Annotated in this window: 27 protein-coding genes and 2 pseudogenes; 11 read left to right on the top strand and 18 right to left on the bottom strand. The window is 68.9% G+C overall.

The window, feature by feature from the left end; translation table 11 throughout:
• Positions 1–64 precede the first annotated feature (64 nt).
• The 4 genes from MUG78_RS11190 to MUG78_RS11175 form a co-directional block, all read right to left on the bottom strand.
• Positions 65–388 carry a DUF3017 domain-containing protein gene (locus tag MUG78_RS11190; protein ID WP_246994805.1) on the bottom strand — a complete coding sequence of 108 codons (324 nt, stop codon included), beginning with the start codon at positions 386–388 and terminating at the stop codon, positions 65–67.
• Entirely contained in the window at positions 385–1,248 is an 864-nt protein-coding gene (locus tag MUG78_RS11185; protein WP_246994804.1) for a bifunctional methylenetetrahydrofolate dehydrogenase/methenyltetrahydrofolate cyclohydrolase, read from the bottom strand. The genes MUG78_RS11190 and MUG78_RS11185 overlap by 4 nt, the downstream gene beginning before the upstream one ends.
• Before the next feature lie 83 nt (positions 1,249–1,331).
• A complete protein-coding gene (locus MUG78_RS11180) occupies positions 1,332–1,811 on the bottom strand; it encodes a PASTA domain-containing protein (RefSeq protein WP_246994802.1) in 480 nt (159 codons plus the stop codon).
• A 265-nt stretch (positions 1,812–2,076) separates the two neighbouring features.
• Entirely contained in the window at positions 2,077–3,453 is a 1,377-nt protein-coding gene (locus MUG78_RS11175) for an HNH endonuclease signature motif containing protein (RefSeq protein WP_246994800.1), read from the bottom strand.
• 436 nt (positions 3,454–3,889) lie between these two features.
• On the opposite strand from MUG78_RS11175, the gene MUG78_RS11170 reads away from it, so the two are divergent.
• Both MUG78_RS11170 and MUG78_RS11165 read left to right on the top strand, forming a co-directional pair.
• Positions 3,890–4,126, top strand: a complete 237-nt coding sequence (locus tag MUG78_RS11170) for a YgaP-like transmembrane domain (RefSeq protein WP_246994798.1) — start codon at positions 3,890–3,892, stop codon at positions 4,124–4,126.
• A 34-nt stretch (positions 4,127–4,160) separates the two neighbouring features.
• Positions 4,161–4,643, top strand: a complete 483-nt coding sequence (locus MUG78_RS11165; protein WP_246994795.1) for a tRNA (cytidine(34)-2'-O)-methyltransferase — start codon at positions 4,161–4,163, stop codon at positions 4,641–4,643.
• Between the two features lie 31 nt (positions 4,644–4,674).
• On the opposite strand, the gene nagB is transcribed toward MUG78_RS11165, so the two are convergent.
• The 3 genes from nagB to MUG78_RS11150 all read right to left on the bottom strand — a co-directional run bounded on the left by nagB (position 4,675) and on the right by MUG78_RS11150 (position 10,018).
• Complete coding sequence (nagB, locus tag MUG78_RS11160; protein WP_246994793.1) at positions 4,675–5,430, bottom strand: glucosamine-6-phosphate deaminase; 756 nt, start codon at positions 5,428–5,430, stop codon at positions 4,675–4,677.
• Between the two features lie 70 nt (positions 5,431–5,500).
• Positions 5,501–8,752: an error-prone DNA polymerase gene (locus tag MUG78_RS11155; RefSeq protein WP_246994791.1), complete on the bottom strand. Its 3,252-nt coding sequence runs from the start codon at positions 8,750–8,752 to the stop codon at positions 5,501–5,503.
• 15 nt (positions 8,753–8,767) lie between these two features.
• Positions 8,768–10,018 carry an MFS transporter gene (locus MUG78_RS11150; protein ID WP_246994789.1) on the bottom strand — a complete coding sequence of 417 codons (1,251 nt, stop codon included), beginning with the start codon at positions 10,016–10,018 and terminating at the stop codon, positions 8,768–8,770.
• A 71-nt stretch (positions 10,019–10,089) separates the two neighbouring features.
• On the opposite strand from MUG78_RS11150, the gene MUG78_RS11145 reads away from it, so the two are divergent.
• From MUG78_RS11145 to MUG78_RS11135, 3 genes are all read left to right on the top strand, one after another.
• Complete coding sequence (locus MUG78_RS11145) at positions 10,090–11,955, top strand: SDR family oxidoreductase (RefSeq protein WP_246994787.1); 1,866 nt, start codon at positions 10,090–10,092, stop codon at positions 11,953–11,955.
• Between the two features lie 33 nt (positions 11,956–11,988).
• Positions 11,989–13,110: an alanine racemase gene (locus tag MUG78_RS11140; RefSeq protein ID WP_246994785.1), complete on the top strand. Its 1,122-nt coding sequence runs from the start codon at positions 11,989–11,991 to the stop codon at positions 13,108–13,110.
• Positions 13,111–13,306: 196 nt separating this feature from the next.
• Positions 13,307–13,678 carry a DUF1801 domain-containing protein gene (locus MUG78_RS11135; protein ID WP_246994783.1) on the top strand — a complete coding sequence of 124 codons (372 nt, stop codon included), beginning with the start codon at positions 13,307–13,309 and terminating at the stop codon, positions 13,676–13,678.
• A 46-nt stretch (positions 13,679–13,724) separates the two neighbouring features.
• Here the strand turns inward: MUG78_RS11135 and MUG78_RS11130 are convergent, their stop codons facing one another.
• Together MUG78_RS11130 and imuA' are read right to left on the bottom strand one after the other, a co-directional pair.
• A complete protein-coding gene (locus tag MUG78_RS11130; RefSeq protein WP_246996979.1) occupies positions 13,725–15,329 on the bottom strand; it encodes a DNA polymerase Y family protein in 1,605 nt (534 codons plus the stop codon).
• A gap of 17 nt (positions 15,330–15,346) precedes the next feature.
• A complete protein-coding gene (gene imuA' / locus MUG78_RS11125) occupies positions 15,347–16,147 on the bottom strand; it encodes a DnaE2-dependent mutagenesis accessory factor ImuA' (protein WP_246994781.1) in 801 nt (266 codons plus the stop codon).
• A gap of 120 nt (positions 16,148–16,267) precedes the next feature.
• Between imuA' and MUG78_RS11120 the strand changes: the two genes are divergently transcribed.
• Positions 16,268–16,822, top strand: a complete 555-nt coding sequence (locus MUG78_RS11120; RefSeq protein ID WP_246994779.1) for a hypothetical protein — start codon at positions 16,268–16,270, stop codon at positions 16,820–16,822.
• Positions 16,823–16,833: 11 nt separating this feature from the next.
• Positions 16,834–17,472, top strand: a complete 639-nt coding sequence (locus tag MUG78_RS11115; protein ID WP_246994777.1) for a hypothetical protein — start codon at positions 16,834–16,836, stop codon at positions 17,470–17,472.
• On the opposite strand, the gene MUG78_RS11110 is transcribed toward MUG78_RS11115, so the two are convergent.
• Positions 17,438–18,094 carry a response regulator gene (locus tag MUG78_RS11110; protein WP_246994775.1) on the bottom strand — a complete coding sequence of 219 codons (657 nt, stop codon included), beginning with the start codon at positions 18,092–18,094 and terminating at the stop codon, positions 17,438–17,440. The genes MUG78_RS11115 and MUG78_RS11110 overlap by 35 nt on opposite strands.
• Positions 18,091–19,311, bottom strand: a complete 1,221-nt coding sequence (locus MUG78_RS11105) for a sensor histidine kinase (RefSeq protein WP_246994773.1) — start codon at positions 19,309–19,311, stop codon at positions 18,091–18,093. The genes MUG78_RS11110 and MUG78_RS11105 overlap by 4 nt, the downstream gene beginning before the upstream one ends.
• A gap of 116 nt (positions 19,312–19,427) precedes the next feature.
• Between MUG78_RS11105 and MUG78_RS18445 the strand changes: the two are divergent.
• The 3 genes and pseudogenes from MUG78_RS18445 to MUG78_RS11095 all read left to right on the top strand — a co-directional run.
• A pseudogene (locus MUG78_RS18445) lies at positions 19,428–19,571 on the top strand (PspC domain-containing protein); the annotation flags it as partial.
• Positions 19,572–20,169: 598 nt separating this feature from the next.
• Complete coding sequence (locus MUG78_RS11100) at positions 20,170–20,676, top strand: LiaF domain-containing protein (protein ID WP_246994771.1); 507 nt, start codon at positions 20,170–20,172, stop codon at positions 20,674–20,676.
• Positions 20,673–20,897 carry a hypothetical protein gene (locus MUG78_RS11095; protein ID WP_246994769.1) on the top strand — a complete coding sequence of 75 codons (225 nt, stop codon included), beginning with the start codon at positions 20,673–20,675 and terminating at the stop codon, positions 20,895–20,897. The genes MUG78_RS11100 and MUG78_RS11095 overlap by 4 nt, the downstream gene beginning before the upstream one ends.
• Positions 20,898–21,002: 105 nt before the next feature.
• On the opposite strand, the pseudogene MUG78_RS11090 reads toward MUG78_RS11095, so the two are convergent.
• Together MUG78_RS11090 and MUG78_RS11085 are read right to left on the bottom strand one after the other, a co-directional pair.
• Positions 21,003–22,317, bottom strand: a pseudogene (locus MUG78_RS11090) (ISL3 family transposase).
• A 99-nt stretch (positions 22,318–22,416) separates the two neighbouring features.
• Complete coding sequence (locus tag MUG78_RS11085; protein ID WP_246994767.1) at positions 22,417–22,863, bottom strand: DUF732 domain-containing protein; 447 nt, start codon at positions 22,861–22,863, stop codon at positions 22,417–22,419.
• Between the two features lie 285 nt (positions 22,864–23,148).
• Between MUG78_RS11085 and MUG78_RS11080 the strand changes: the two genes are divergently transcribed.
• Positions 23,149–23,505, top strand: a complete 357-nt coding sequence (locus tag MUG78_RS11080; protein ID WP_246994765.1) for a hypothetical protein — start codon at positions 23,149–23,151, stop codon at positions 23,503–23,505.
• 22 nt (positions 23,506–23,527) lie between these two features.
• Here MUG78_RS11080 and MUG78_RS11075 read toward each other — a convergent pair whose 3' ends face one another.
• The 5 genes from MUG78_RS11075 to MUG78_RS18300 all read right to left on the bottom strand — a co-directional run bounded on the left by MUG78_RS11075 (position 23,528) and on the right by MUG78_RS18300 (position 26,907).
• A complete protein-coding gene (locus MUG78_RS11075; RefSeq protein WP_246994763.1) occupies positions 23,528–23,935 on the bottom strand; it encodes a hypothetical protein in 408 nt (135 codons plus the stop codon).
• A gap of 239 nt (positions 23,936–24,174) precedes the next feature.
• Positions 24,175–24,729, bottom strand: coding sequence for a VapC50 family PIN domain-containing toxin (locus MUG78_RS11070; RefSeq protein ID WP_246994760.1), 555 nt, complete (start codon positions 24,727–24,729; stop codon positions 24,175–24,177).
• Between the two features lie 3 nt (positions 24,730–24,732).
• Positions 24,733–25,194 (bottom strand): helix-turn-helix domain-containing protein, encoded by a 462-nt coding sequence (locus tag MUG78_RS11065; RefSeq protein ID WP_246994758.1) that lies wholly within the window; start codon positions 25,192–25,194, stop codon positions 24,733–24,735.
• Positions 25,195–25,288: 94 nt separating this feature from the next.
• Complete coding sequence (locus MUG78_RS11060; RefSeq protein ID WP_246994756.1) at positions 25,289–25,936, bottom strand: hypothetical protein; 648 nt, start codon at positions 25,934–25,936, stop codon at positions 25,289–25,291.
• A gap of 11 nt (positions 25,937–25,947) precedes the next feature.
• The gene (locus MUG78_RS18300; RefSeq protein ID WP_308221354.1) at positions 25,948–26,907 is read right to left on the bottom strand and encodes a macro domain-containing protein; all 960 of its coding nucleotides are present in this window, start codon (positions 26,905–26,907) and stop codon (positions 25,948–25,950) included.
• Between the last annotated feature and the right edge of the window lie 10 nt (positions 26,908–26,917).

Below are 26,917 nucleotides of genomic sequence, written 5' to 3'. Positions count from 1 at the left end.
GCGTGAGTCCAGAGAACGGGCGCCGCCGCAGATGGTGCGGCGGCAGCTGCGTGCCGTTCGGCAGTTACAGCTGGTCGCCGGTGCCGAGGGAGTCGATGGAGGTGGCCAGCCAGATCACGAGCAGGCCCATCGACGCGAGAGCGCCGATGTCGAACGGTCGGCTGCGTACCTGCAGCAGGCCCACCTTGTCGGTGGGCACCAAGGTGCGCAGCAGGGCACCGAGAAGCAGCGCGGCGCCGAAGGCCACGCTGCCACGGCGCCACCGGTCGAACAGCACCAGGATCGCGGCTACCCCGACCACGGCCAGGACCGCGAAGAACGGAATCTGCCGCACCACGCGTCGCCACAGCCGCGCACGGCGCAGGGAGTCGACCTCGTAGGCGGTCACTGCGAGCGGGCCGCCAAGTCGGCTTCGGCGCGCTCCACGACGTTGACCAGCAGGAAGGCGCGGGTCAGCGGACCCACACCGCCCGGGTTCGGGGAGACGGCGCCCGCGACGTCCCAGACGTCCGGGGCCACGTCGCCGAGGAGCCCGTCGGGTCCGCGGCTCACGCCGACGTCGATCACGGCCGCACCCGGCTTCACCATGTCGGCGGTGATCAGGTGCGCGACGCCGGCGGCGGCGATGACGATGTCGGCGCGGCGCACTTCGGCGGCCAGATCGCGGGTGCCGGTGTGGCACAGCGTCACGGTCGCGTTCTCGCTGCGGCGCGTCAGCAGCAGGCCGATCGGACGGCCGATGGTGATGCCGCGGCCCACCACGACGACGTGCGCGCCGTCGAGCTCGATGTTGTAGCGACGGAGCAGGTGCACCACGCCGCGCGGCGTGCACGGCAGGGTGGAGTCGCGACCGATCACCAGGCGACCGAGGTTGATCGGGTGCAGGCCGTCGGCGTCCTTCTCCGGAGCGATCCGCTCGAGCGCGACGTTCTCGTCGAGGTGCTTGGGCAGCGGCAGCTGCACGATGTAGCCGGTGCACGCCGGGTCGGCGTTCAGCTCGTCGATCGCCGCGTTGAGCTCTTCGGTGGTCGCGTCGGCCGGCAGGTCACGGCGGATCGACGCGACGCCGACCTTCGCGCAGTCGGCGTGCTTGCCCTTGACGTACGAATGCGAGCCCGGATCGTCGCCCACCAGGATGGTGCCGAGGCCGGGCGTGATGCCCGCCGCACGCAGTGCTTCAACGCGTTGGGAGAGGTCGGTGAAGATCTCGTCGCGGGTGGTCTTGCCGTCCAGTCGAATCGCCGTCACGGTTTCCTATTGTTCCATTTACCGCGCCGATTCCCCATTGCGGCATGCGCGGAAGGTGACGCGGGACGGATCAGCGGGCCGGATCAGCAGGGGTTCGGCTCGCCCTTCTTGACCACCGAGAGGACCGCGTCGCCCTCCCCGATCGGCTCGCCAGCCGCGGGACGCTGCGCGACGACCACCCAGTTCCGATCCCACATCTGCTCGCGGGCCTGCCCGGTGGCGTCCTCGCTGCGCGAGAAGTAGACGCCGTTCTCCTGGATCTTGTTCTGCGCCGACTGCAGGTCCATGCAGACCACGTCGGGCATCTTGCCCTTGGCCGAGTTCTGTTGTCCCTGGGCGTCATTGGCCGCCGACTTGGGCGCGGCACTGCTCGACGATGCGGCCCCGCCGGTGTCGTCGGAGTCCTTCACGGTCGGGACGGTCGACGACGCAGCGCGGCTTACCGACTCGGTCACGGTGACCGTCGTCGCCGGCTGCTCCGACGACGATCCGCACCCGCTGACCGCCAGCACTCCGCACACCCCGACGACCAGCGCCCCCGCGCGCATTCCTGACCAACGCATGGTCCAGTTCTACCAGCGCCGTGCGACATCCCCCGACCCCCGACCGGCTCCGGGCAGCGTCCATCGCCCCCGGAGCCTGAGGAAGGGCCGAGGGATGTCGTTCACACAATGGAATTCTCAAACAACACATCGCGCCGGGACCCGCTCCCGACACTGCATACAGGTAGTTCTAGGTCTCGCCGCCGCGGCGAGAATCATTCGCACACAAGGTGCTTGGGACTACTGAGAGACTTCAGATCGTGAAACAGGCGTCGCAGGTGCGGAGTCAGGCCGCACCCGGCAACAACGTCAGCGTGCGCCGCGCGTTCGATGGAATCGGTTCCCGGAACCGCTGCGGGTGGTCCGGATCGGCCGGTGGCACGAACCAGGGGTGGCGGTCGTGCCCGATGAACACTTCCCACCCACCGTGGTGAATCAGCATGTGGTGGCGTCGGCAGAGCAAGACGCCGTTGTCGAGGCACGTCTGCCCGCCATGCTCCCAATGCTCGACGTGGTGACCGTCGCACCACGACGGCGGCGCACCGCACCCGGGGAACGCGCAGCCGCGGTCGCGCAGCACGAGCGCCTTCCGTATCGCCGGGGTGAACAGGCGCTTCTCCCGGCCCACGCTCAGCGGCACGCCGTGCTCGTCCATCAGCGCCACCGCCACGGAAGCCTCGCACATGATCAGTTCCGCGGTGCGCGCCGAGACCGGCCCGCCGAAGCCGAGCCACGGCACCGGGGTGTCGCTGTCGGCGAACGGAATCGCAATCGTCTGTCCCGCAACGGAATCGAGCACCTGCCCGTTCATCACCACGGCCGCCGGCACAGACAGCGTGACGTGCGGCAGCACTCCCCCGGACTCCGGGCGCTCCGAGTGCGCGAGATAAGTCCGCACCACCTGGGTCATCGCATCCGCGCGCCGCCGCTTGGCGGAGCGCTTGTCGTGCGAGCCGTCCGGTTCCGGCACCGGCCGGGTCAGCGGATCCAGCGCCGCGAACAGTTCTTCCGCGGCCACGGTGTCCAGGTCGATGGTCACCGCGACGCGTCCGTCGTCGGTGCGGTCCATCGTCATCTCGTTCAGGTCATCGCGCTCAGCGACCGGCACCTGCCCGTCCGCGACCTCGACCGGCGCGAGCTTGATCGCCCACGCGCGCGCCTTCTCCTTCACCCGGGCAGGCGTGGTCTGCACCATCAGCGAATGCACCACTCGCGCACGATCCTCCTCGGAGAGGTCCACCCGGCCTTCCACATGGCCCACACCGGTCACCACGGCATCGCCCTTCTCCGCCGACACCGCGCCATCCCGAATCCCGCGCGTCACCGCCCGCAGGCCCTCATCCGCGATCGCCCACCCGACCCGGACCGCACGATGGGCCACAGCCGGGGCCGCGCCCAGTTCGGTCATGATCGCCGCAGCGGATCGCACATGCTTCCGCGCCGGCAGCCCGCTCCGTTCGATCGCCGCGCACACCGCAGCCACCGAGTAATCGACGACGTTGCGCAACCGCAGCACCGCTGCGGCTATCGCGAGCAGTTCCCGGTCGTCGTCCACCGCGCGAACCCGCGCCAAGAAGCGCGCCAGATTGTCGACGCTGTCGTCGTTGTCGGTCACATCGTCGACCAGGAAGTCGGCGAGTTCGGTCAGGCCTGCTGCGTCCACTTTGGAGCACCTCCGGGTAGGAGAACGGGTCCAGCGGTGAACCGGTCGAGCTGCGCCACGGTCGGTCGCACAGCCACTCGATTCGATAGACGGGCAGAGGTATCCGCATCGTCTAACTCCAAGCTACGCCTCATATTCGATTAGCACAACAGTTCGTCGAAACTTTTTTCGAGCAATTTTCCGAAAGCCCCTACCGGGTAAAACAGAGGACTTTCGCCAAATTTACGCCCGGCCGCCGACACTCCCCGGCGCCATTCAGTCGCATGACTGCCACCCACGGCCCGCCGTGGCCACTATGACCAAGGCGCCCCCCGCGGACGCCGGTGATCACCCTCCACCGGGGTCGTCGCGCCTGGATTTCATACCCCATGGGGTATACAGTGGAGCGCAACGCCCCTCGAAGGGCCACGAACCGACACGAACCCAAGGAGCCACCATGTCGATCTCGCGCTACAAGAACTCCACGCTCACCGTCGACCGCATGGTCCCCGCACTGGCGTCCCTCATGCTCTTCATCAGCATCGCCCTGGTGGCCACCCTCGGCCCGTGGTGGCTGTTCTTCACCGGCTTCATCGCGCTGAACCTCGGGTTCTACGCGTACGCCGGCTGGTGCCCCGCCTCGCTGATCATGGAGAAAGTCGGACTCGGCCGCTACGCCGTCTGCACCCGCTGATCCCCGCGCGCCGCAAGGCGCGATAATGGGAAGCGTGCCCGAGCCCGAGTTCCAGCTGAAGATCGTCTACTACCAGCCGTGCATCCCACCCAACACCGGCAACGCGATCCGCATCGCGGCCAATACCGGCGCGGAGCTGCACCTCATCGAACCGCTGGGGTTCACGATGACCGATCAGCAGGTCCGTCGGGCCGGGCTCGACTACCACGAGATGGCGAACGTGACGGTCCACCCGGACCTGGAAACCGCGTGGGCCACCATGCAACCCCAGCGCGTCTTCGCCTTCACCGCGCACGCCGACACGTTCTTCACCGAGGTGCAGTACCAGCCCGGCGACGTACTGCTGTTCGGCCCGGAACCCACCGGGCTGCCCGACGAGGTGCTGAACCACCCGCTGATCACCGCGCAGCTCCGCATTCCGATGCTCGCGGGCCGTCGTTCCATGAACCTGGCCAACGCGACCAGCGTCGCCCTCTACGAGGCGTGGCGCCAGCAGGGCTTCGCCGGCGCCGTCTGAGTCAGGGCGCCCTGGGCCAGGGCTCCCTGAGTCAGGGCGCGAGCTTGTTCTCGTAGGCGTTGAGGTAGTACTCGACGTCGCGCAGCTTGATGGCCGCGGCACGATCCACCACCACCGTGGCGTGCGCGTGCCACTGCAAGATCGACGCCGGGCACGACGCCGACAGCGGACCCTCGACGGCCGCGGCGATCGCGGCGGCCTTGCCCTCCCCCGTGGCCACGAGCACGAGCCGTCGTGCCTCGGTGATGGTGCCCAGCCCCTGCGTGATGGCGTGCCGCGGCACATCGTCGAGCGAGTCGAAGAACCGCGCGTTGTCCATGCGCGTCTTGTGGGCGAGCGTCTTGAGGCGGGTCCGCGAGGTGAGCGACGACGACGGCTCGTTGAAACCGATGTGCCCGTTGCTGCCGATGCCGAGGATCTGCACGTCCACCGGGCCGACCCGTCCGATGAGCTCGTCGTAGTCGCGCGCGGCGGCCCGCGGGTCGGCGGCCATGGTGTCGGGCAGGTGGACGTCGCCGATGTCGATGTGCCCGGTGAAGTTGTCGTGGATGAACCGCGTGTACGACTCCGGGTGGTCGGCCGGCAGGCCCACGTACTCGTCGAGCAGCACCGCGGTGACCCCCGCGAACGACAGTCCCTCGTCGCGATGCCGCCGGATCAGCTCCCGGTAGGTCGGCAGCGGTGACGAGCCGGTCGCCAAGCCCAGGGTCGTGGCACCGCCGGTGACCGCCTCGGCGACCGCGTCGGCCACCACCAGCTCCGGGTGATCGGTGATCACGACCTCCATGCGCCTACCTGCTTTCCACTCGTCCTGTTCGAGAAGTTCGTCTGCACAGTATCGCCCGGTGCCGACAGCGCTATTGCCAGTCCCGCGATCGGGTGCCGACCCGCAGATCCAAGTGCGCAAGCCGATCGGCGACAACGGTGACCGCCCCCTCGGCGTTCTGCACCTTCCCGCGCACCAGCAGCGCCGACGCGGTCTGCGCCAGCGTCCGGTAGCGCGTCCACAGCCCCACCGAGCACACCACGTTCACCATCCCCGTCTCGTCCTCGAGATTGAGGAAGGTGACGCCGGCCGCGGTGGCCGGCCGCTGCCGATGAGTCACCGCGCCGCCGACGGTGACGCGCGTGCCGTCGGGCACCGCCAGCAGGCGGTCGGCCGGGGTCACCCCCATCGCGTCCAGCCGCGGCCGCAGATACTGCGTCGGATAGCTGTGCGGCGTGATCCCCGTCGACAGGGCGTCCACGGCCGCCAGTTCCACGTCGGACATGCCGGGCAGGGTGGGCGCCGACCGCGGCGAGACCACCGGCAACTGCTCTTCACGCAGGCCCGCGGCCGCCCCGGCCTCCCACAGGGCAGCTCGACGATCCAACCCCAGCGACTCGAACGCCCCCGCGGTGGCCAACGACTCCAGTTGCGCCGCAGTCAATTCCGTCCGCCGCGACAGGTCGGCGATGCTCTCGTACGGCCCGCGCGCCACCCGATCGTCGACGATCCGCTCCGCCGCCGCGTCGCCGAGCCCGCGCACCGCGGCCAGTCCGATCCGGACGTCGAGCCCCCGATTCTCCAATTCCGCATGTGCCACAGAGCAATTCACGTCGGGTCGATGCACCGTCACGCCGTGCCGGCGCGCGTCGGCCACCAACGACTGCGGCGAGTAGAAGCCCATCGGCTGCGCCCGCAGCAGCGCCGCACAGAATGCCGCCGGATGGTGCAGCTTGAACCACGCCGAATAGAACACCAGCGAGGCGAAACTCTGCGAATGGCTTTCCGGGAAGCCGAAATTGGCGAACGCGGCCAGCTTCTCGTAGATCCGATCGGCCGTGGGACCGGTGATCTGGTTGACCCGTTCCATGCCCTCGTAGAAGCGCACGCGCAGGCGCTCCATCTTCTCCGGGGACCGCTTGGAGCCCATCGCGCGCCGCAGCTGATCGGCTTCGGCCGGACCGAAACCGGCGACGTCGACCGCCAACTGCATCAGCTGTTCCTGGAACAGCGGGATCCCCAGCGTGCGGTCGAGCGCCTTGTGCATGGACGGATGCTCCACGCTGGGCGCCTCCTGTCCGTTGCGTCGTCGGATGTACGGGTGCACTGAGCCGCCCTGGATGGGGCCGGGCCGGATCAGCGCCACCTCCACCACCAGGTCGTAGAAGTTGCGCGGCTTCAGTCGCGGCAGCGTCGCCATCTGGGCGCGCGACTCCACCTGGAAGACGCCGACGGTGTCGGCGCGGCACAGCATGTCGTAGACGGCGGTCTCGGACAGATCCAGGCGCGCCAAGTCGACCTCGATGCCCTTGTGCGCGGCCACCAGATCGATCGCGTAGTGCAGCGCCGACAGCATGCCCAGGCCCAGCAGGTCGAACTTCACCAGGCCGATGGCGGCGCAGTCGTCCTTGTCCCACTGCAGCACGCTGCGGCCTTCCATCCGCGCCCACTCGGTGGGGCAGACGTCGGCGATCGGCCGGTCGCAGATCACCATGCCGCCCGAGTGGATGCCCAGATGCCTTGGTAGCGAAGAGATCTCGGCGGCCATGGCGCGCACGTCGTCGGGCGCCGAGTCGGGCGTCTTGCTCCACGCATCCTGCTGACCGGGGTCGTAACCCAGCGCCCGCGCCATGTCGCGCACCGCCGACCGACCGCGGTAGGTGATCACGTTGGCCACCTGCGCGCTGTACGCCCGACCGTGCCGGGCGTAGACGTACTGGATCGCCTCCTCGCGGCGGTCGGACTCGATGTCGACGTCGATGTCCGGCGGACCGTCGCGCGCCGGCGACAGGAACCGCTCGAACAGCAGCCCGGCGCCCACCGGGTCGACGTTGGTGATGCCGAGCGCGAAGCAGACCGCCGAGTTGGCGGCGCTCCCCCGCCCCTGGCACAGGATGTCGTTGTTCTTGCAGAAGCTCACGATGTCGTGCACCACCAGGAAGTAGCCCGGGAAGGTCAGCTGCTCGATGATGTCCAGCTCGTAGTCGATCTGCCGGTAGGCGTCCGGGCGCTGCGCGCGGGTGCCGTACCGGTCCGCCGCGCCCCGTTCGGTGAGTGCGCGCAGCCAGGTGGCCTCGGTGTGGCCGTCCGGGACGTCGAACGGCGGCAGCTTGGGGGCGATCAGGCCCAGCGAGAAGGCGCAGTCGGCGGCCAGTCCGGCGGCGTTCTCGATGGCGTCCAGGTGTGCGGGCAGCAGCAGCGCCATCTCGTCGCCGCTGCGCAGGTGCGCGCCGCCGAGCCCCGGCAGGTGCGCGCCGATGGTCGCCATGTCGGTGCGCGCCCGTACCGCGGCCACCGCCGTCGCCAGTCGACGACGCGGCGGACCGGAGAAGTGCGCCCCGGTGGTCGCGACGGTGGTCAGCCCGAACTCGGCGGCCAACCGCGCGAGCACGGCGTTGCGTTCGTCGTCGTCGCCGGTTCCGGTGGCGGTCAGTTCCACCACCACGGACTCGCGGGAGAAGCGGTCTACCAACTGCCCCAACGCTTTTCGTGCCTCGGCGGCGCCGCCGGACGCCAATGCTCGACGCACCGCGCCCTTGCGGCAGCCGGTGAGCACGGTCCAGTGCCCGGCCGCGGCCGCGGTGATCGCGTCGGCGTCGTAGCGCAGCAGCCCCTTGCGGCCGCCGCTCATGTGCGCGTCGGCGATCACCCGCGAGAGTCGGCGATAGCCCTCGGCGTCGCGGGCCAGCACCAGGAGATGGTCGCCCGGCGGATCCACCGCGCCGGCCCGCGCGGAGTCCGGTTCCAGCGACAGTTCCGCGCCGAAGACCGTCGGTAGCCCGTACTCGCGGGCGGCCTCGGCGAACCGCACCACCCCGTAGAAGCCGTCGTGGTCGGTCAGCGCCAGACCCGTCAGGTCCAGGCGGCGGGCCTCGGCGACCATCTCCTCGGGCAGGCAGGCGCCGTCGAGGAAGCTGTAGGCGCTGTGCGCGTGCAGCTCGGCATAGCGCAGCCGTGACGGGGCGGGTTCGACGTCGTCGGCGACGAACTCACCGCGCTTGCGCGACCAGGCGGGCGAATCCCCGCCGTCGCCCGGCGGATGCCCCGGCGCGGCGAGCGGCGCGCGCCCGGACAGCACCCGCTCCATCTCCGCCCAGCTCGGCGGCCCGTTACCCCATCCCACGGACCCATTTTAGAACTACTGTTCGACAGATGCCATCGGGTGACGAGGCTCCCGCGTACCGAAGTAGTTGACGGCCAGCGCCGCCGCGGCCCCGGCCGCGCAGAGCAGCCCGAAGACCTCCGTCGTATGCGGCAGGCCCCACTCCAGGGCGGCCGCACCGATCCCGATCGCCGGGAAGGCCAGGCCCAGGTAGAAGCAGAAGAACAGGGTCGACGTGGTGGCGGCGCGCTCATCGGCGGGCGCGGCCGTGGCGACCTGCGCGACACCCTTGGACATCGTCGCGCCCTGGCCCGCGCCGCCCACCACGCCGGCGATGATGAAGCCCGCCGCCGAGTTCCCCAGGATCGCCGCCGAGATGCTCGCGCAGCCGATCAGCAGCAGGAGGCAGCCGATGAGGATCAGCGTGCGCTCGGGCACCGCGCCGGTGGCCAGCTGCATCACCGCCGACCCGGCGAACACCGCGAAGACCGCGGCACCCTGGATCGCCACCGAATCGATGCCCATCGGGTCGCTCAGCAGGCTGGGCGCCACCGCGCCGTACAGGCCCAGCATCGCGAAGCCCACCACGCCGGGCAGCACCGCGCGACGGAAGGCGGGGCGCGCCGCGACTGGCACCGTCAACCGATGGAACTTCGGGATCCGCAGCGGCTTCTCGCGGGTCACCGTCTCCGGCACCGTCAGGATCGCCAGCACCGCGAGTACCTGCAGACCCAGCAGGATCCAGAACACCGTGCGCAACGGCTCGAAGTCGATGAACTGCACCACCAGACCGCCGAAGAGCGGCCCCACGCCCAGCCCGAAGACGTTCACCGCGGTGGCCAGGAAGGAGGCACTCGACGGCTTCCACTTCTCCGGCGCCAACTCCACCATGTGGACGGTCGCCGTGCCGACGAAGATGCCCGACGACAGCCCGGCGAAGAAGCGGGCGATCAGCAGGACCGCCAGGTCGTCGGCCACCAGGAACAGCACTGTGGAGATCAGCGCGGAGCCCAGGGCGGCCACCAGCATCGGTTTCCGGCCGAAGACGTCGGACCAGCGGCCCACGCCGAACAGCGCCACCAGCACACCGAGCACGTAGGTTGCGAAGATCACCGTCACGATGAAGACCGAGAAGCCGAACTCCTCGCGGTAAATCGGGTACAGCGGCGTCGGCAGCGTCGTCCCGGCCATGATCAGCAGGTAGGCGCCGGCGACGGTGATCACCGCGCCGACGCTGCGCCGCGATCGGTGCTTCCACGCGGCCTCGAGAGTCGACAGGTTGTGCATGCAGTGAACCTAACTGAAATGATTTCGTTTCTAACGGTCCTCTGACCGCCCATGTGTGAGAACCTGTTCTAGTGAACCGATTTCTCGTGACCGGAAGCTGCGGCCTGCTCGGCCGTCGCGTGCTCACGCGACTGCTCGCCGACCCGAGCGCATCGGTGACCGCATTGGTCGACACCGAGGACCTCCCGCGACTGGCCGCCATCGGCGAGAAGATCGACGGCGGGGATCGCATCACCGCCGTCGTGCGGCTCGACGACGAGAGCCTGGACGCGGTGGACCACGTTCTTCACCTCGGCGACGCCGGCCGTCCCGATCCGGAGGAGACGGCCCAGCTCGTCGAGTTCGCCGTCGCCCGGGACGCCATGCTGCACCACCTGTCGTCGATCGCGGTGTCCGGTGATCACGACGAGGCCTTCTCCGAGGACGACTTCGACCTCGGCCAGGAGTTCCCCACCGCCGCCCAGCGCGCCGCCTTCGACGCCGAGAAGCTGGTGCGCGAGACCGAAGGCCTGCGCTGGCGGATCTACCGGCCGTCGACCATCGTCGGCGACTCGACGACCGGCGAAATGGACCGGATCGACGGCCCCTACTACTTCTTCCCGTGGCTGCGCGGGCTCGGCAGACTGCCGTCGTTCCTGCCGCTGCCGGTCTTCGGTGTGGGCTTCGTGAACGTGGTCCCGGTCGATTACGTGGCCGACGCCCTGGTCGCGCTGATCGGCCATGAGCCCGACGAATCCGGTCGGGTGTTCCACCTGTCCGATCCCGAGCGCCGCACCCTCACCGAACTGTTCAACGCGCTGGCCCCGGCGCTGGATGCGCCCCGCGGTTTCGATCTGGTGCCCGGCGTGCTGGCCCGCCCGCTGCTCGCGGTGACCGCCCACAATCCGCTGCGCACCGGCCGCGACCTCGTCGTGCAGCAGCTCGGCATTCCACCGGAGACCATCGACGACGTCCCGGTGCCGATGTACTTCCTGTCAGACGCCAGCACCGCGACGCTGGAAGACCTCGGTGTGCGGCTGCCCGAGCTCGACGACTACGCGCCGCGACTGTGGGCGTACTGGAGTGAGCACCTCGACCCCGCGCGGCACCGGCGCGACGACGAGCGCGGCCCGCTGGTCGGCAAGAACATCATCATCACCGGCGGATCGTCGGGCATCGGCAAGGCCACGGCGCGCATGTGCATCACGCGCGGCGCCAACGTGATCCTGGTGTCCCGCGAGGCCGACCAGCTGATCGAGACGGTCGACGAGCTGAACGCGGAGCTGCCCAAGCCCGGATTCCCGCTGGGCGTCGCGTCGGCCTATCCCGCCGACATCACCGACGAGGCGTCGGTGCGCACGCTGATCAAGTCGATCATCGCCGAGCACGAGCACATCGACGTCCTGGTGAACAACGCCGGCCGCTCCATCCGGCGGGCGTCGGTCAACGCCCTCGACCGGGCCCACGACTACCAGCGCCTGATGGCCGTGAACTACTTCGGCGCCGTGTACATGACGCTCTCGGTGCTGCCGCACATGATCGAGCGGCAGTCCGGGCACATCGTGAACGTGTCGTCGGTGGAGGTGCAGAGTCGTGCGCCGCGGTTCGGCGCCTACGCCGCGTCGAAGGCCGCGCTGGAGGCGTTCGCCGACGCGACCGGCGCCGAAACCCTGTCCGACCACGTCACTTTCACCAACGTGCGGCTGCCGATCACGCGCACGCGGATGATCGCGCCGACCCGCGCCTACGAGTCCCGGCGCGGCATCTGGGGTGTCGACAAGGCGGCCAACCGGATCCTCAAGGCCATCGTCGAGCGGCCCAAGCGCGTCAACTCGTTCTGGGGCGACGTCGCCGAGTTCGGCCACTGGGCCGCGCCGCGCCTCACCAACCGGATCATGCACCAGGAGTACCTGGCGGTGGCCGAGTCCGAGGCCGCCCTCGGCACCGCCTCGCGCTAGCGCTTCCGCGGGTCCCGGCGAATACTGGCGCTTATGACCGACACCCCGTATCTGCTGGTCGACGACGCCGTCCTCCGCCGCAACGTGGCGGCGCTCGCGGAGCGGGCCGCGGCGAGCGGCCTGCAGGTGCGCCCGCATGCGAAGACGCACAAGTGCGCGCAGGTGGCCGCGCGCCAACGCGATCCTGGGCCCGGTCTCGACGGCGCCGTCGGGTTCACGGTGGCGACGATCAGCGAGGCCGAGGCCTTCGCCGACGCGGGCTTCACCGACCTGTTCCTCGCGTATCCCTTGTGGCTCACCGAGTCCAAGGCCGCGCGCCTGCGGTCGTTGGCCCAGCGCGCCGCGCTCCGGCTCGCCGTCGACTCGGCGGCCGGCGCCCAGCGGATGGCCGAATTGCTCGGGGACGCTCCGGTCGAGGTACTGGTCGAGGTGGATTCCGGCATGCGCCGCAGCGGTGCCGCACCCGACGACGCCGGTGCCGTGGCGGCGGCCGCCGTCGCCGCCGGGCTGTCGGTGATCGGCGTGTTCACCTTCCCCGGCCACGGCTACGGTCCCGGTTCCGCGCGCGCCGACGCGGCCCGGCAGGAGGCGGTCGCCCTCGCCGCGGCCGCGGACTCGTTGCGCCGCACCGGGATCGAGCCGACGGTGATCAGCGGCGGCTCCACCCCGACCATCGCCTTCGCCGACGCCGGCGTCCTCACCGAGATCCGGCCCGGCGTGTACCCGTTCAACGACGCCCAGCAACTCGAACTCGGCTCCTGCACCTGGGACGACATCGCCCTCGTCGCCGTCGCCACCGTCATCCGTGCCTCGTCGTCCCCGGGTGAGAGCCCTCGCCTCGTCCTCGACGCGGGAAGCAAGACCCTCGGCGCCGACCGCCCCGCGTGGGCGTCCGGCTTCGGCCGACTCCTCGACCACCCCGACGCCCGGATCGTCGCCCTGTCCGAGCACCACGCCGTCGTCGAGTTCCCCCCAGCAGAATTCCCCACAGTAGAGTTCCCGACTGGCGCGAAAGACGTTCCGGCCCTGGGTGATCGGGTCCGCGTGGTCCCGAACCACGTCTGCTCCGCGGTGAACCTGGCCGACGAGCTCCTCGCCGAGACGGCCGACGGCGTCGAACACTGGCCGATCATCGCTCGCGGCGCGAACCACTGACCGCGTATTCTCGAACCGTGGCAGTCGCTGCCACGCCTCGCGCAATCGATGGTGAAGTGCTCACCTGACACATTCGTGGAGAGGACTGGGCCCGCTCAGGACATGTCCGCAATGGAGAACGCGCAACTGGACCGCCGACGGCGGTCGAGTTGTCCTGTCCCTGCCGCGATGAGCGGCGCGAGAGAAAGTCCGTGTCATGACTGAGTCTCCCTCCCCCAAGGTCAGCAAAGATCAGCTGGCGGTGACCGAGAAGATCGACTCGATGCCCGAGCCGTACCGCTCGGTGGCCCGTCGACTGCACCACACCATCCTGTCCGCGGGACCCAAGCTGAAGCCGCGGCTCTGGTACGGCATGCCCGGCTACGCCACCGCCCGCAGCGCACCGGTCCTGGTCTTCTTCCGCCTGGACGACGACCTGATGAGCGTCGGCATCACCGAGAAGGCCTATCGGGCACCCGGGCCCGACGCTCCGGACACCCTGATGCCGTGCGCCTGGTTCTTGACCGAGCTCGACGACGCCGGCGCCGACCGCATCGCCGAGGTGGTCCGCGCGGCCTTCGCCGAGTAGCCGCCCGCCGCATCGCACCGTTCGTACCGCCGCTTCGTCGGGGGCGTCATTCGTAGACGCCTTCGACGGACCAGCGGGCGCCGCGGAAGCACAGCAGCAGCGCGCGCGAGGTGCCGGACTGTCCGGCCTCGTCGAGCAGCACCTGGGCGCGGGCCGCGACCGCGGTGTTCCGCGCGAACGGCGCCGTGTCGTCGTCGGTCACCGGAGCGCCGTCGTCGATGCCGAACGGCCAGGGCCCGGCCCACCACTGCACCCGTCGACGGCCGCGCCCTAGCATCACTTCGACGGGTTCGGCGCTGAAGGCGCCGCGCGCGGTGACGGTCACCGGGTCGCCCGCGGCGTCGAGCAGTTCGGCGTCTCCCACGGTCAGCAGCGCGGGCAGCGGGCGCGCGAGGGCATCCGGCCAGGCCGCGTCGACCGGCCGGTCCGGGGCGGCCTTGTCGCCGTAGGTCACCAGCGAGACGCGTTCGGCCGGGCCGCGTCCGCCGCTGGGCACCGGCACCCGCACCGCTTCCCCGCCGAGCAGCCCCTGCACGCGCACCAGGGAACGACGTGCCCGCTCGCCCAGCCCGGTGCCCGGATCGGTCGGCAGTCCGGCCCCGGTCAGCGCGTGCTGCAGGCCACCCGGATCCACCAGCTCCACCGGCTCCAGGATCAGGCGGGTCAGGGGTCCGTCCGGCCCCGACCCCGTGCCCGCCGTGGTGAGCCACCCCTCCAACTGCCAGCGGATGCGGTCGGCGGTGGCCTCCGGGGTCAGCGGTTCCGCGCACCGCCACGTCCGCGAATGGCGTTGGCCGCTGTCGGTGATCGCGTGCACGGTAAGCCGGGTGCAGGCCAGTGCCGCCGACATGAGCCGACGGTGCAGGTCCTCGGCGAGCCGTCGACCGAGGAAGGCCGCCGCGTCGATGCGGTCCACCGGCGGATCGCACTGATAGGTCACCTCGAGGTCCGGCGGGATCGGTGCCCGCGACGGACGACGACCCGGCCGCCCCGCCGCCATCCGATGCGCGCGGACGGCGTCGGACGAGAAGCGCGACGCCACGTCGGCGGGGTCGAGGGCCGCGAATCGGCCGAGCGTCCGAAGCCCCAAGCGCCACAACAGGTTCACCAGTTGGTCCCGCTCCGGAGACGACAGCGACGGCTCGATCGCGAGGTCGGCGACGGGCCGGTCGGCGAGGAAGTCGGCGTCGGATCCGGGCGGCACCACGCGCCCGGAGCGGGCGGCCAGCACCGCGGTGAACAGATTGTCGGCCACCCCGACCCGCCCGATCACGCCGACCGCCTCGACCGCTTCGGCGACGGCCTCGGCCAGTTCGGTCTCCCCGCCGAAGTAGCGGCCGGCGCGGTCGGCGGCCATCACCAGCAGCCCGGGGCGCAGCACCTCGGTCATCGGGACCACGGCGGTCACCGCGGTGGTGACCGGATCGAAGAAGCGGCCGTCGCGGTGCGGATCCGCCGGTGTCACCTGCAGTTCCGGGCAGGTCGACTGCGCCTGCCGTTTACGCATGCCGCGGCGCACCCCGGCGCGTCGAGCACTGCGCGAGCAGGCGACAACCCGCCCGGCAGCCAGCACCGCGATCGGTTCGCCGCCGACCAACCCGAGTCCCCGCGCGGCCGCGACGGCCGGCCAGTCCGGACACCACAGCGCCATCACGCGCTCCGACGCGGTCAATTCGCCACCGCCCAACCCGCGCGCGCGGGTGCCGCGGTCCGGCGACGGGTCGGTTCCACCGCTTCCAGCCGCAGGCTGCCGGGTTCCCCGATGCCCGGGGTCACCAGTTCGCAGCGCAGTCGGCGGGGCGCGATGCCGGTGCCGGACACCTCGACGTCCACCTGCAGTCCGCCGATGCGGCCGTAGCCGTTGCGCCGCAACGGAAGATGGCGATAGCCGGCCACGTCCCCGGAGAAGCGGACCGACGCCCCGGGCCAAGCGCCGGGCGGACCGACCACCAGCAGCGTCGACGCTTGTCGTCGTGCCCGACCGGTCAGCACGCGCGCCCGCGACGGCGTGACCCGGTCCACTCCGACCACCACCAGATCGATGCCGTCCAACAGCACCGCCGTCACCTCCAGCCGATCCCACGCCCCACTCCCGCGGGTCGACGGCGACTCCACCACCGCGATCCGCCCGAGGTCGGCTCCGAGATCCGCCGCCATCGCGAGGTTCAGTTCCGGGAGTCCCACCACGGCCGCGGTCGCACCAGCGGCACTGGCGGCCGCGAGCAAGGCGACCGGCAGCGTCATCGCCCCGCTCACCGAGACCACGGAGCCGGGCGCCAGCCCGCGCCGCGGCAGCAGTTCGGCGATCGGCGTCGGCACCGCCAGCATCGTCGAACCGCCCCCAGAGGATTCACTTCCGGAGGATTCACTTCCGGCGTTCGGGGCCGCATGGGGGCGGCCGGACATCTGCGCGAGCGTTCGCCGCAGTGCCGCCACGGTGGCGGCTTTCTCTACACTTTGATCGGACATGCGCTTCCCCTCGCGTGAGACGACCATTCGCTCCAGCGGCAGGGAAGATACCGTCGTTCGAACTTCTGTTCGTACAGTAACCCCGGGGTCCGACAATCGTCAACGAGAGGGATCGAGAGCATGCAGCAGCGCCTATTCGCCCTGGTCATCGCCATTCTGGCCACCGTCGCGGGCTGGCTCACCACCCTGACCTGGGCCGACATCGGCCCCGCTTTCGATACGCCGTTTCAGTGGAACGGCTTCGGGACCCTGACCACCGATCTCGATGAGGGATCGACCGCCGACCTCCAGGCGACGCCGCTGGGCATGTGGGTCGCCGTCGCCTGCCTGATCGCCCTGGTGGCCGCCGTCGCGATGGCCGTCCCGACGCCCGCGCTGGCCAATCCGCTGCGCCCGATCGCCGCCGTTGCCACGCTGATCGCCGCGGTGATCCCGATCGTCGTGCTGCTGCGCCCGAGTACGTTCCTGGGCGGCGTGTTCGACGCCATGGGGATCGGCCCGATCCTCACCGATGACCACTACGCCGACATCGTCGACGAGGTCCTGGCGCAACCCACCCTGATCGCCCTGGCCGTGGTGCTGGTGGTGCTCGCGGCCGTCTGCGTCGCCGCCGCCCTGGCTGCTCGCCCGGCGAAGCCCGCCGCGGCTGCGGAAGCCGCGGCGGCAGCCGAGTAGATTCGGACATCATGCAGCAGCAACAACGACGTCTCTATGCGTCGGTGATCGGCGTGGTCGCCGTCCTGGCGATCGCGACCACTCTTCTCCCCTGGGTGTCCCTGGACATGCTCGGCACCAAGGTCACCTGGAACGGCCTCGGCCAGACTTCTGACCTCGCCTTCTCCGAACGAGGTATCGGCCCGCATCCGTACGGGTGGTGGGTGGTCGCGGCCGCGTTCATCGCGATCCTGTCCACCGGTCTGTTGCTGAGTTCGAGCACTGTCGCCCGCAAGGCCACGGCGCCGGCGCTGTGGCTGACCGCCGCGGCCGCCCTCGCCGCAGCTGCGGTCCCGATCACCGCGCTGGTCGATCCGCCGTGGCTGATCGGCGACTTCGTGGTCGACATCGGCGCCCAGAATCTCGCGGAACTGATCGGCCGCGAGTTCCTCGTCGTTCCGGTCCTGAGCTTCACCATCGGCGCGCTGGTGATCCTCGCGCTGCTCGCGATCGCCACTGCCCTGACGGTCCGGCCGATCCGCATGCGCATTCGCGTCAGCATCGATCGCGGCACCGAGAAGAAGCCGGCCAAGCCCGCCCCGGCCCGCACCGTCGTGATCGACGACGACGAGCCCGCTACCCGATCTGCCGGTTCACCGCCCAGCGCGTGAGCGCGTTGCGGTTGGACTGCTGCGTCTTGCGCAGCACGTTGGAGGCGTGCGTCTCGACGGTCTTCACCGAGATGTACAGTTCCTCGGCGATCTCCCGGTAGGTGTAGCCGCGCGCCAGCAGGCGCAGCACCTCCATCTCGCGCCGGGTGAGCGAGTCCAGTTCCGGATCCAGCGCGGGCTCGGGCACCGGCGAGCGGCCGGTGAACGAGTCGAGCACGAAGCCGGCCAGGCGCGGACTGAACACCGCATCGCCCTCGGCCACCCGGCGCACGGCGTCGGCCAGTTCGCTGCCGCTGATGGTTTTGGTGACGTAGCCGCGGGCCCCGGCCCGGATGGTCGCGATCACGTCGGCGGCCGCGTCGGAGACCGACAGCGCCAGGAACACCGGTGCCTCCGAGCCGATCGCGTCGGCCACGCCGCGCAGCACGGCCACGCCGCCGCCGGCGGGCATGTGGACGTCGAGCAGCACCACGTCGGGCCGCTGCTCCACGATGCCGGCCACCGCGTCGGGCACGGTCCCGGCGTCGCCGATCACCTCGATCCCCGCCTCCGACGCCAGCTCGGCGCGGACGCCGGAGCGGAAGACGCCGTGGTCGTCGACCAGGAACACCCGGTACGTCATCGAACCTCCTGTTGTGCTGCGCGACGCGGCAGGCGCAGCGTCACGTTGGTGCCTTGTCCAGGGGCCGAGCGGACCGTCGCGCTGCCGCCGGCGCGTTCCATGCGGCCGGTGATGGATCCGGAGATGCCCTGCCGGTCGTCGTCGACGGCGTCGAGGTCGAAGCCCACGCCGCGGTCGCGGATGAAGACTTCCACGTGCTCGTCGAGCACTTCGGCGTACACGTCGATCTTCTCGGCGCCGGAATGCTTGGCGGCGTTGACCATGGCTTCGCGAGTGGCCGCGACCAGGGCGCTGGCCGACCGCGCCCACGTCTCGTCGCGCAGTTCGGCCGGGCTGGTGTCGCCGACGGTCACCGCTTCGATCTCGGTGCCGTACGACGATTCCACCTCCGCGCCGAGCGCGGCGATGGCGGCGGCGAACGACTCGCGCTGCTGCGCCGGGTCGCCGAAAAGCCAGATCCGCAGTTCGCGTTCCTGCCGTCGTGCCAGGCGAGCGACGGTCTCCGGGTTGTCGGCCTGCTTCTGGATCAGGGCGAGGGTCTGCAGCACGGAGTCGTGCAGGTGGGAGGCGATCTCCTCGCGTTCGGCGTCGCGGATACGGGCGGCGCGTTCGGCGTCGAGCGCCCGCAGCAGTCGCATCCACAGCGGCACCGTCAGCAGCACCACGCCCACCAGCGTCGCCAGCACCGCGAGCACCGTCGAATTGACGCCGCCGAGCGCCGACCCGCCGGCCACCACCATCACCACCAACCCGCCGATCACCAGCACCGCGCCGCTGATCAGCCGCAGCCAGGTGAACGCGGAACGATGGGCGCCGCTGCCGAGGCCGGTCACGTCCACTTCGCGCCACACCAGCGCGGCACCGCCGAGAGTGATGCCCACCGCGACCAACTGCTGGGCCGGAGCGTTGGAGGCCAGCATGAAGCTGGCTACCAGTGCGACGAGGCCCAGCGCGACGAGGCCGTAAGCCTGGCGTCGTTCCCGCGACGGCGCGCGTTGGGTGTCCTCGCCGAGCGGCACGAAGAACCACAGACCCGCGTACGCCATCGCGCCCGCGCCGGCCAGTGCGGTGAGGACCACGAAGACCACGCGCACTCGGAAGACGTCGACACCGAGGTGGTCGGCGAGGCCGCCGGCCACTCCGCCCACCACTTTGCCGCCGTTGCGCCGGTGCAGCGTCGGCGTCGTCGTCGTCGTGCGGGATACGTCGGTTCTCATCACCTTCGATACTGGCACGCCCGGAGGCTTTTAAGCGCGCCCCGCGGCAGAGTTCAGGGACCATCTCAGGGTGGTTCCCGATACCTCGGCGTCGGCGCCGACACCAGGATGGAGTCATGGACACAACGACGCTCTCCGACCTCTGGGCCACCCGTCCCGTTCGACGTCGACAAGGCCACAAGGTGGCCGGCGTCTGTTCGGGCTTCGGTGCGCGGTACAACGTGGATCCGACGTTGGTGCGCGTCGCGCTCGTCGTGGCCACGATCTTCGGCGGCGCCGGGATTCTGCTGTACGTGATCGCCTGCTTCGTGCTCCCCGCCGACCGCACGCCCCGCGCGGAGAGTCCCGCCGAACAGCACCACGGCCACTTCCGCTGGGGCTCGCTGATCCCCCTCGTCATCCTCGCGGTGGTGCTCTCGGCGATCTTCGGCGGCGACAACTGGAGCGGCAGCGGCATTCTCAGCACCGGCCTCCTCCTGTTCGGCTGGTGGCTCCTCTACCAACGCACCCCCACCCTCCCCCGGCACCTCCGCCACTCCACCCCGACCCCTGAGCCTGTCGAAGGGTCTTCACTTCCGTTCCTGAACCTGTCCCCACCTCTACGGGCCCGACATCCCCGATCGCTGAGCAGGTCCCGGTCCCTGAGCCTGTCGAAGGGTCAACCACGACGACGGTCGCCGAAGGCCCACCCACCCCACCCGCCTGGGACCCGCTCGGAGCAGCCCCTTCGCGTGGGATCTCCCTCACCCGCGCCCACCGCCGGCCCCAGCCCGACATCCGCGCTCTCCCGTCACCCCGATCACGCTGGGCCTGGCCCTGCTCGTAGTTGCCGGCGGCACCGCCGCGCACACGGCCGGAATGGACTGGTTCACCGTCAGCCGGATCGCCTCCCTCGCCCTGCTGGTGATCGGCGGAGGACTCCTCATCTCCGCCCTGCAGCGTCGCCCCGAGGGTGCCTCGAGCTCCGGACTGGTCTCGCTCGGCGCCCTGACCGCCGCCGTCGTGATCGTCTCGGCACTGGTCGACGCTTCCGGCTGGAATCCGCCCAAAGGCGGTATCGGCGAACGCAATTGGCCCGTCACCGAACAGTCCCAGCTGCGTGACCATTACGAGCTGACCGTCGGCTCCACCGTCTTGGACCTGCGGCAGCTGCCCTCCCTCGACGCTGACCGAACGATCAGCCTGGAGCAAGGTATCGGCGAGATCGTCGTCTGGCTGCCCGACGACGTCCGCGTCCGCCCGGAGTGCAGCGTCACCGTCGGCGACTTCGCCTGCCCGCCCAACGTCGTGGGCGGCAAGGACGACAGCCCGATCCTCACCATCAACGCCCACGTGGGCATCGGCAATGTGGAGATGAAGCAATGAACGACGACCTGCAGAACGCTGACCCGCACGCCGCGCCCGAACTTCGCCGCAGTCCCTGGCTGGCGGTCGCCGGTCTCCTCGCGATCGCTGTCGGCGCGTGGGGTGTCGCCGGCGGCCCCGACCTGCCGGATCTGACGATCCTGCCGTGGGTGCTGATCGGCGTCGGCGTCGTGGCCGGAGTGGTGCTCATCGCGAGCGGTCTGCGTCGTCCGTCGAGCTGATCGATGGCGATCCTGTCGTATCCCGCCGCCGCCCAAGCCACGCTTCTATCGGCGGTTATCGCACACCGGTCAAGAACTCTGGACAGTAAGCCGGCTCTTCGTATTTCAGAGTGCGTTGACCCTTTCGGCGAGCTGACCGGAATGCAGTAGGGACCGCAAGATGTAGTGGTCGAGGTTGCGGAAGCCCTGGGCGATTCCGCGGAGGTGTTCGAGGCGTCCGTTGATGGCTTCGACGGGTCCGTTGGAGACGCCGGTGTCGAAGTAGGCGAGGATGTCGGCGCGCCTGTTCCATAGGCTTCGTCCGAGTTGAGCGAGCTCGGTCAGGCCGGCGGGTAGTCCGGTGCGGATCCGTCGCAGGATCTTGTACATGAGTTTCTTGCCCTCGCGGCGGTGTCGGTGTTCGTAGGCGGCGATGAGCTGCTGATACACCTGATAGGTGATCTCCACGGCGGCGTGTGCGTCGTGGCTGGTCAACGACTCGAACAGTCGGATCTTCTGCTTGTCGGTGAGGAGTTCGGTGCGGGTATGCAGGATCCGGCGGATCTTGTAGAGCGGGTCGTCTTTACGGCCCCGGTGCCCACACACCTGCTGCTGGATCCGTTGCCGGCACCGGTCCAATTTCGTCGCGGCCAGATGCACGACGTGGAACGGATCCATCACCACCCCGAGCGGTGGGGAGTTCTTCGGTGGTGGCGCTCTTGTAGCCGGTGAATCCGTCCATCGCCACGACCTTGATCCGATCCCGGAACCGTTGGTCTCGCGCCTGCATCCACTGCTTGAGGACCTGTTTGGATCGTCCGCCGATCATGTCGAGCAGCCGTGCCGGGCCGGTCCCGTCGATGACCGGAGTCAGGTCGATCAGGACCGTGACGAAACTCGGTTCCCCTTGTCCGCGAACATGTTTCCACTTGTGCTCGTCCACACCGAGGCAGCGGACCCCGTCGAGGTGGTCGCCGTCGTAGACCAAGGCGCGAGCGGCGTCTGTAGCGATCTGGTTGACCGTGCTCCACGAGATCGCGAGGTTCGCGGCCACGGCGGCCACGCTCATCTTGTCGACCACGATGCGCTGCAAAATCCAGCGTTCGGTCCTGGTCGTGACCACTGCTCGCGGTCGGGCGATGTGGTCGATCCTCGCGCGGAAGACCGACCTGGAGCAGTCGCTGGTGTGGCAGACGAACCGCGGAACCGCCACGTGCAGGAGGACTGGATAGCCGGCGGCGGGCGTGTCGGTCAGGACCCGTACGACCCGATCGCGTGGTTGACCTGCCATATTGCAGTCCGGGCAGCGTCGATCGGGGTCGAGGACCTCGCAGAAAATGTGGGTCCGGTCATCGGCGCCGACGGCCGCACCGGTGATCGTCACGCCCAACTCGACGGTTCGGCAGATCGTGTCGGCAACATCGGAAGTAAGCTCAGCCATGGGTCCTGTGGTGTGCGTCGGGGTTGTTGAGGAACTTCCATGATCACACCCAGGGCCCGCCTACATCTTGTGGTCGCCCGCGCTCGTCCCGAACCTCACCTACGCACTCTTAGATCCGAAGAGCCAGTAAGCCTTCACCGACGCAGAGAAGAGGTTGACACCCCGGTTGAAGTCGTTGCCGGTTTCCACCGTCAAACTTCCGTCATCACCTTCTTCACCACCCACGAAAATCTTGAGAACGTCGGTCTTTGACGCTCCTTCGCGCAGCCGCTGGCAGACGCCCTCTCCGATCTCGATCAGATCCGCGTCCTCGCCGACCCTCCAGTAGTCATCCAGCTCCGAAAGAAACAGCCGGTCCGGGCCGGTGAGTTCACCTCGGCGATAGCTGGTCACAGGGGTCGAGTCCTCACTCGACAAGTTCTCCGCAGCTATCGTGCTTGCCGTCTTGTCGATGGAATCTGCCGAGCAAGCACTGAGCCCCATAACAGCAGCAGCGCCGATAGTCAGAAACACTCCGAAATGTTGACCGCGCATGATCCGCAGCACCTTCCTCTCATGTTGGTGAGAGGACTATCTCTCATGGCACCGACAAAATGATTCGTGCCAGCCTGGGCAGTTGACTTGAAATCATCAGACGCACCTAACTTGCATATTCAATTACAAATTGATTCGCTCGCAACTAATCTCAGGCACAGCATGCAATTGAGAACATCTGGCCGACTTCGTTTTGGGGAATGGCGACTAACGACGAATCTCGCGCATCAGGATCGGCGACTGCGCCATTCCAGCTGACCGCCGATCTTGTCGTACGCCGCCACTACTCTGCGCGGCATGGAAACCACGAAGACCTCTGACGCCATTTGCCCGGTGCCGCGCATGATGGGCTGGTTCGACGTCGCCGCCCGCGTCCGATACGCATCCGACGACGGCAAGATCGTCCGCTACGCGCACGACACCTACCTCGACGCGCACGACCAGGACGGCCCAGTGTTCATGGGCGACGGAATCGAGATGATGTTCCACCACCTCGGCCTGCAGCTTCCCCGCGGCGAAGAGCTCTACAACTTCTGCGACGCGGTCACCGCCGGCTTCGCCGAAGCCACCGCAGTCGAGATCCCCCTCGACGACGGCGAACTCCTCCTGGAACTCACGCCCTGGCAGGAAGTCCCGGGCAGCCTGCTGAGCTAGCGACTGCCCGGAGCCACCGAGCTCAGACGAGTCCTACCGCGCGCTGCCACTCGGCGACCGCCGAGTCGAATTCCCGGTAGAACTCGTCGAGCCGGTCCTGTTCGCGCTGCTTCGCCGCCAACACCTCGACGTCGTTCTCCACCGGCGACAGATCCAAGCCATGGATCGGCTGAGCTGCCCGTGCCTGACCGCACACCGCGCATTGAGCCCAGCCGAACACGCACCCGGCGCACTCGCAGTCGTCGCCCCAGCAACGGCCGGGACCGCACTCCTCCCGGCACCGGCCTGACTCCTCGACGACCAAGCCGAGCTGTTCGCGCACGACGTGGAATTGGTGCCATCGTTGCGCCGACGCTTCGCTGTAGCGGCGGGCATGTTCGGCGAGCGACCAGTTGACGGGAGCCAGCGCCCGTACCTCACACAGCTCCACGGCGCCCCGCAGGACGTTCGCATTCGACAGCCGCGTCGAGCGGCTTCGATGGCCGATTGGACAGCACGAGGAATGCGTACTGGCGGGAATCGAAGTAGTCGTCATTCATGGGGTGAGGCTAAGCCGCGGGTACGACAATCTCCGAGGTGAAGCGTGGTTCTCGCACTTCGACCGACTGCTCAGGAAAGCGCTTCTCGGTCGTCGCCGACGATCTGCACCTCCGCAGCCGGCTGAATCGCCTAGACCACCGCTTTGGAGAACTGAGGAGTAAGCGGCCCGAGTGACTCAGCAAGGCCGAGCACAGAACGAGGCGGATGCTGGTTTCGTCCTACCAGTTCTGCCATCGCGCCGAGAACCAGATCGGGGTCCAGATCGAGTTGATCGAGCAAAAACTCGTCCGGCGTGATGGCTTCGACATCATTAGGGGTGCACGCCCGTTTCGGGAAGTCCCTGACGTTGGCAGTCACAATCAGTGCAGCACTAGAAGAAACGGCAGCGGCCAGGACGTGCCGGTCCTTACGGTGGTTCTTCATCGATGGCACGAGCGTCGAGTACCCGGCCGCGTGATCCTCGGCATGAGGGAAGGCTCGACGCATTTGCGTGATCCGACGATCGATCTGATCCTCGGTGAGCCCGAACGACTTCTTCCGCAGGTTTCGTTCGACCTCATCAAGCAGGTCTGGAGTCCAGACTGGATCAAACAGGTCGTGAGCTGCCAGCGTCAGGAGCAGGTTGTTCAGATTCTGCGGCAGCATCACGCAGGCGTCCAGGACGACGCGGAAGGACGAGGCCATCTGCTATCGGGTGGCGGTGAATCCATCGGGACCGGGTGCGGTCGGCTCCGGCGCAGAAAGTCGGTCCAGCGCGTCCTCGCGTTGCTCCCGAATTCGCTGCTGATAGGCCAGGACGTCCACCAACTGGATGCGGCGGTGACGGCCGGGCCTGGTACTGGGGATTTCGCCCTCGCTGAGCAGCCTGACGAGTGTGGGTCGACTGATGCCGAGGATGTCGGCGGCCTCCTGCGTCGTCAGCTGGGTCCGTTGCGGGGTGAGAGTGACCGCGGTACCGGAGGCAAGAGTCGTGAGCGCAGCCAAGAGGAGTTGGCGGAGCTCGTCGGGGAGCTCCGCCGATTGGCCGCCCGCCTCGACGGTAAGGCCGCCTGGCGCATTGAGAACGTCCAGGAGGTGGTCGAAGCGACGCTGACCGACCGCACCGCCCGGGTTGCCGGGAAGCACCGTCTGCTCCATCAAGGCTGTCATAAGTTCATGGTAATTCGAAAAATACGAAAGGTCGATGGTCGCGTACTCGCAGCTGCCGTCCCACTCACAACGTCAGAGTCACCGCTGGGGTGACCTACCGCAGCACGTCCAACGTCGGGATCTGCGACTTCAACATTTCCAACTGGCTCTGGATCAGCGCGAAGTCGGTGACCGGCTGAGACGCGTTCAGTCGGATCTGCGCGGCGCTGGTGATCGCGTCGTCGAGACCGTCGCGGAACACCTGCAGCCGGGACCACGACTCCTGCGCGGCCTGAGTCTGCGGACTGCCGGCCCCGGTGAAGCCCGGCTCCAACGTGCGGCCGAGCGACGCGAGGTCCTCCGCGAGCGTCAACTGCGTGTGCAGGTCTCGAGAGACCTCGCCCAACCAGCCACGGACCGACTCCGCCCGAGTCGCCGCGCTGACCTCGTCGAACACGCGGATCTTCTCGTAGCAGATCGCCAAGCACTGGCCCCACCCGTCCGTCGCCGACATCCGCGGTGGCGGCGGAAAGTAGCCCGTCGCCGGTGCGAAAGCAGGCGCCGGATGGACCTGCGGCGCCGCCGGCCGACGACGGTGTCGGATGTACAGGAACCAGAACACGACAGCCGCCACGAAGTAGAAGATCGTCCCGCCGACCCGATCGGCGGCGGTGTTCCCGTCGGTGAAGGGCATCACGAACACACCGATCGTGCAGAACACCGCGAGGGCGATGCGCCAATGCTCCTTGAAGAAAGCCTTCATTGATTCCCCACTCACTCCGAACGTGCCGAACCCGCATCGACCGGCGGCGGCGCAGGCAGTCTGTCGTTTCCGAACCATCCTCCCCGACGCCAACCGTAGTCGTCGAACGCCCACGGGAGCTGGTCGCCGGAGCGACTGAGCTCCACGAGTTGCCGGAACCACTCCGCATATCGCGGGTCGGAGCGCTTCTCGGTCAGCTTGAGCTCGGCAAGGATCAAATCGCCGACCGCGCGCAGCGGCGTCGCGCCGGTCACCACACCGCGGGCGAACTGCTCGACGTCGCTGTTGCTGTAGACGATGGTCGGCGACGTCGGCACTTCGAATCGGACGTCCGGCTGGTCGCGGGTCATGCCGGCCTCGATCTGCAGCCGCCAGTGAAAGCCCGACGGGCTGATCGACGGCAACGCTCGCACGTTCTCGTACCCCCGACGATGCAGATCTTCGATGCCCTCCAGGAGCCGAATCGGCACCGACGTGCCCAGGTAGTAGCGCAGTCGCTTGGCCAGCCCTTGATCCGGCGTCACCACTGCCACCGATTCGACCCGGGTGTCCGTCGCGGCGATGGTGTCGATGGCGACGGCGATCGCGTCCTCCAACGGCCAGCCGTAGGCGCCGGCCGAGATCAGCGGGAACGCGACCGACTCCACGCCGAGCTGGTCGGCCACCGCCAGGCTGTTCCGGTAGCACGACTCCAACAGGACCCGATTCCGTTGCCCCGCAGCGAAATTCGGTCCGACGGTGTGGATCACCCAGTCGACCGGCAGGTTCCCGGCCGCCGTGTAACCCGCCTGGCCTGTGGGCAGCCCGTCGGGGAATCGCCGAATGCAGTCCTCCAGCACCAGCGGTCCGCCGACGCGGTGGATCGCTCCGTCGACTCCCCCGCCGCCCCGCATGCGCGAGTTCGCCGCGTTCACCACGGCGTCGGTGGCGATCGCGGTGATGTCGCCGCGCACGATCTCGATGTCAGTCATGGCGTGATTG

Source organism: Gordonia alkaliphila, from assembly GCF_023017165.1.
Lineage (GTDB): Bacteria > Actinomycetota > Actinomycetes > Mycobacteriales > Mycobacteriaceae > Gordonia > Gordonia alkaliphila.
Note: the sequence above shows the minus strand (reverse complement) of the source record. Positions and strands in the feature narration are given on the sequence as shown.